This window comes from Hyphomonas sp. UBA3601, assembly GCF_002375605.1.
Taxonomy (GTDB): domain Bacteria; phylum Pseudomonadota; class Alphaproteobacteria; order Caulobacterales; family Hyphomonadaceae; genus Hyphomonas.
On sequence record NZ_DFME01000034.1, the window covers coordinates 4,722 to 8,492 of the forward strand.

Below are 3,771 nucleotides of genomic sequence, written 5' to 3' on the forward strand. Positions count from 1 at the left end.
GGCAGACGATCCATTCCTTCTTCAAATTCCCACCACGCCTGATCGAGCCCACGGACATCAAGCGGCTGCGCTCGACACGGCTGGTCAAGGCCATCGACACGATGATCATAGACGAGATCTCGATGGTCCGGTCTGACATGCTGGATGCCATCGACAAAAGCCTGAAGCTAAACCGCGCCTCCAAACGGCCCTTTGGCGGCGTGCGCATGATCCTGTCGGGCGACCTGCACCAGCTGCCTCCGGTTGTCTCGGGCCAGGAAGCGCCGATCCTGCGTGAGCGCTATGGCGGAAGCTATTTCTTCAACGCACCTGCCTTCAAAGATGCCGAATTCTCCCTGCTGGCCCTCAAACATGTGTTTCGGCAGGCCGAACCTCGCTTCCTCGCCTTGTTGGGCGCGCTGCGCACCGGACGGGTCACGCCAAATGACGAGGCCGTGTTGCGCGGACTGGTCAGCACGAGATCTGCTGTCGAAGCCTCTGAAACCCATGTTGTCCTGACGCCCAACAATGCCAATGCCTACCGTATCAACCAGGCCCGGCTCGAAGGCTTGAATACACGATCGCAAACATTTGAGGCTGACGTGCAGGGCCAGTTCGATGAGAAGGCCTATCCGACCGAAGCCGACCTCGAACTAAAGGAAGGCGCGCGGGTGATGCTGATCAAGAATGATCCCGAAGGGCGCTGGGTGAATGGGACTCTGGCCACAGTCGCCGGGTTTTCCGGAACCCGCGTAATTGTCGAGATCGACGATCATGTCTACGAAATCGAACCGACGGCCTGGGAAAAATACCGCTACGAATTGGACCCCGAAACCAAAAAAGTGAAGCGCGAAGTGGTCGGCACATTCAAACAGATGCCGCTGCGCCTTGCCTATGCCGTGACCATCCACAAGGCACAGGGCCTGACGCTCGACAAGGTCTTCATCGATTTCGATTCAGGTATGTTCGCCCACGGACAAGCCTATGTCGCCTTTTCGCGTGCACGATCTCTAGATGGCTTGTCGATCAGTCGCGAGCTGCGTCCGCGAGACCTCGTGCTGGACCGGGAGGCTTTCGCTTTCGGCAAGCTCGACACGATCGAAGATACCGATGCCTATCTGCTCGCACGCTTCGCTAAGGCCGATGGCGCCCTGATTTAGGCCATTCCGAGGCATTAACCTTTCACACACAATGACGCCGCATTCTGATCATCTCTTATACTCCGCAACAAGAGAAAGACACGTCATGAATGCCATCATTGAACGCCGTCAGCGTCGCTGCCTGCTCAGGCGCGACATGGGCGCAGCAAGCGAACGCAAGACGCTGTCACAAGTGGCTGCACAAAGACGGCGTATGCGCATCCCCGGCGGCGGCGGCAACTAGGCCAGCTTGCGAATTTCGTCGGACAGCTGACGCTCCTGATCGGTTACGATCTTTTCCAGAACCCGAACACGTTCCTTCAACCGGTCGACCTCACCGAGGACGCGCCGGATGTCTTCGTCCGCGCCCTTGTCGGATTTGGCGTTGGCTTTCAGTTTCAGATAGTTGTTCACCACACCTGCGCCGACTGAAATCAGCACAATGAGGACGACCATGACAATCGGGTCCATTCGGTAACTCCCCTTTGTATCGTTTTTCGATATATACAATTCAGGCAAATCTTACAAGAAAATTTGCCACCTGTCGCGGACTGGAACTTGGCCAGGTCTTAGCGGAGGCCATCGATCTCGCGACGCAAACGACGATCCCGGTCGAGAATGATGGCTTCCAGCGTGCGCACACGCTCGGCCAGATTCGCGATCTGATCGGCATCTGGTGACGCTTCAGGCGGGCGGGACTTCCCGGACCGCGCGAGTGAGACGATCACCAGAACAAAGACAAGAAAGACTAGGAAAGACAATGAGAGGCTCCTTTTCTGACAAGACGTTGGTACGAAAGTCAGTCGTTTGGAGCTCCCCGTCTGTTAGATGGATCCGCAATTCGGCGAATGCACCGCTCTCCTGAACTTATCGATATTCAATATGTAAGGAGGGGTGAACACATGTTCAAGAAGAAACCCGGATTATCTTCCGGTTGAGCCAAATCCGCCGGCGCCGCGGTCCGTCTCGTCCAGCGCGTCCACTTCTATCCATGCCAGTTGCGTGACCGGCGCAAGAACCAGTTGGGCAATGCGTTCGCCGCGCTGGATGGTAAAGGCATCCTGTCCGAGATTGATCAGGATCACCTTGATCTCACCGCGATAATCGCTGTCGATCGTGCCGGGCGTGTTCAAACAGGTCAGGCCATGCTTGGCTGCGAGGCCGGAGCGCGGGCGGACCTGAATTTCATAGCCTTGCGGAATGGCCACTGACAGGCCGGTCGGGATCATCGCCCGCTCACCCGCCTGCAGCAGGATTGGTTCTTCCTGCGAAACAGCCGCGCGGACATCCATGCCGGCTGAGCCGATGGTTTCATAGGCTGGCAGGTCGAGCCCCTCGAAATGGGGCAGCGGGCAGACGGAGACAGTAACCTTGTTCATACCCTGAGCCGTTGGCGGAGTCGCATATTCGAGTCAAGCAGATAGGGCTGCGGGCGCTAGTCTTCGTCCTGATGCGCCTCAAAGACCTCGTCTTCCCACTCCATCGTGTCGCCGCGCATCAGCTGATCGTGCTGGCGCTCGGACTCCGGCTTGCGGTCCATGAAGATCGTGTTGTCGATCCCGTCCAATGTGGTTTTCGGAATGCCGTCATTGCGTTTCAGGAAGCTCTCAAACGCGGAATCATCCGGCAGGGTTGAGCGCAGCTGGCCGTCATAGGTGCCGTCGAGCCGGTTCTGCTCGTCCCGGTCGAGGCCGGCATTGGCGGCGTCCTTATAGGCTTGTTTGGTGGCATCGAGATCGCAATTGGCCTTGAGTCGCTGTTCTTCGGTGAGCTTGTGGCAGAGTAGCGCGCCAAGCGCGCCGCCCCCTCCCCCGGCCGTAGCTGGCGGCAGGGAAAACTCGATGCCCGGCACGCGCACGGGGGGCGGGCGTCCAAAAGGTTGGGGCCTGGCAAAAGGCTGCGCCGTGGTGGCAGGCTGTTGCACGGGTGTCGCAAGGGTCTGCAGCGGCGCATCAGATGGTTCCGGCAGGATCATCGCTTCGTCCGGGTCAGGTTCCAGCTCCGCGACATCGGGCAGGTCTACCTCGGGCACCGGTTCAGGCTGAGGCTCCAGTTCGAGCGGCGCTTCCGCAACAGGCTCCATTTCGGGGTCAGGCTCAACCACCGGGTCAGGCACAGGTGGTAGCGTTTCCTCAACGGGTTCTATTTCAGGCTCAATCTCCTCGACGAGGTCTTCCGGAATCTCTTCAGGCTGTTCGTCGGGAATACTTTCAGGCAGATCCTCAACCGATTCATCGGGAGTCGTTTCGAGCAATTCCTCAGGCAGGACTTCGGCCTCAAGGTCCGGCTCGGCGTCTTCAAAGGGAGCTTCCAGCGTGTCCGGAAGCTCGTCTGGCACATCCTCCGGGTCTTCCATGGCCGGTTCTTCAGGAATGACTTCGACCGGCAGACCTGGCTGAGGATCCGGCAGCACCTCCTCCTCTACGGCAAGCGGCAAGGACTCCGGCTCAGGGATCGGATCGTCGATGACGAGGTCCACCGGCGCTTCGGGCGGCGGCAGAGCCTCTTCCATGACCAATTCCGATTCCGGGATCGGCTCAGGATCCGGCTGGGGCAACGGTTCCGGGTACGGTTCGGGGAGAGGTTCGGGCTCGATGTCCGGCACCGGCTCCGGCGGCAATTCCGCAACGGGCTCTGGCTCTGGCTCTGGCTC

Annotated in this window: 5 protein-coding genes and 1 pseudogene; 2 read left to right on the forward strand and 4 right to left on the reverse strand. The window is 59.1% G+C overall.

Features of this window, described 5'->3' with window-relative positions:
• Both B4F73_RS03765 and B4F73_RS03770 read left to right on the forward strand, forming a co-directional pair.
• The coding region (locus B4F73_RS03765; RefSeq protein WP_290482539.1) for an ATP-dependent DNA helicase at window positions 1–1,139 on the forward strand (1,139 nt) is incomplete at its 5' end.
• An 85-nt stretch (window positions 1,140–1,224) separates the two neighbouring features.
• Window positions 1,225–1,362 carry a hypothetical protein gene (locus tag B4F73_RS03770; RefSeq protein ID WP_156947946.1) on the forward strand — a complete coding sequence of 46 codons (138 nt, stop codon included), beginning with the start codon at window positions 1,225–1,227 and terminating at the stop codon, window positions 1,360–1,362.
• Here B4F73_RS03770 and B4F73_RS03775 read toward each other — a convergent pair.
• From B4F73_RS03775 to B4F73_RS03790, 4 genes and pseudogenes are all read right to left on the reverse strand, one after another.
• Window positions 1,359–1,589, reverse strand: a complete 231-nt coding sequence (locus tag B4F73_RS03775; RefSeq protein ID WP_242517457.1) for a hypothetical protein — start codon at window positions 1,587–1,589, stop codon at window positions 1,359–1,361. The two genes, B4F73_RS03770 and B4F73_RS03775, sit on opposite strands and share 4 nt — an antisense overlap.
• A 98-nt stretch (window positions 1,590–1,687) precedes the next feature.
• Window positions 1,688–1,879: a hypothetical protein gene (locus tag B4F73_RS03780; protein WP_034817120.1), complete on the reverse strand. Its 192-nt coding sequence runs from the start codon at window positions 1,877–1,879 to the stop codon at window positions 1,688–1,690.
• A 162-nt stretch (window positions 1,880–2,041) separates the two neighbouring features.
• Window positions 2,042–2,497 (reverse strand): dUTP diphosphatase, encoded by a 456-nt coding sequence (gene dut / locus B4F73_RS03785; RefSeq protein ID WP_290482540.1) that lies wholly within the window; start codon window positions 2,495–2,497, stop codon window positions 2,042–2,044.
• 56 nt (window positions 2,498–2,553) lie between these two features.
• Window positions 2,554–3,771: pseudogene (locus B4F73_RS03790) on the reverse strand (hypothetical protein); the annotation flags it as partial.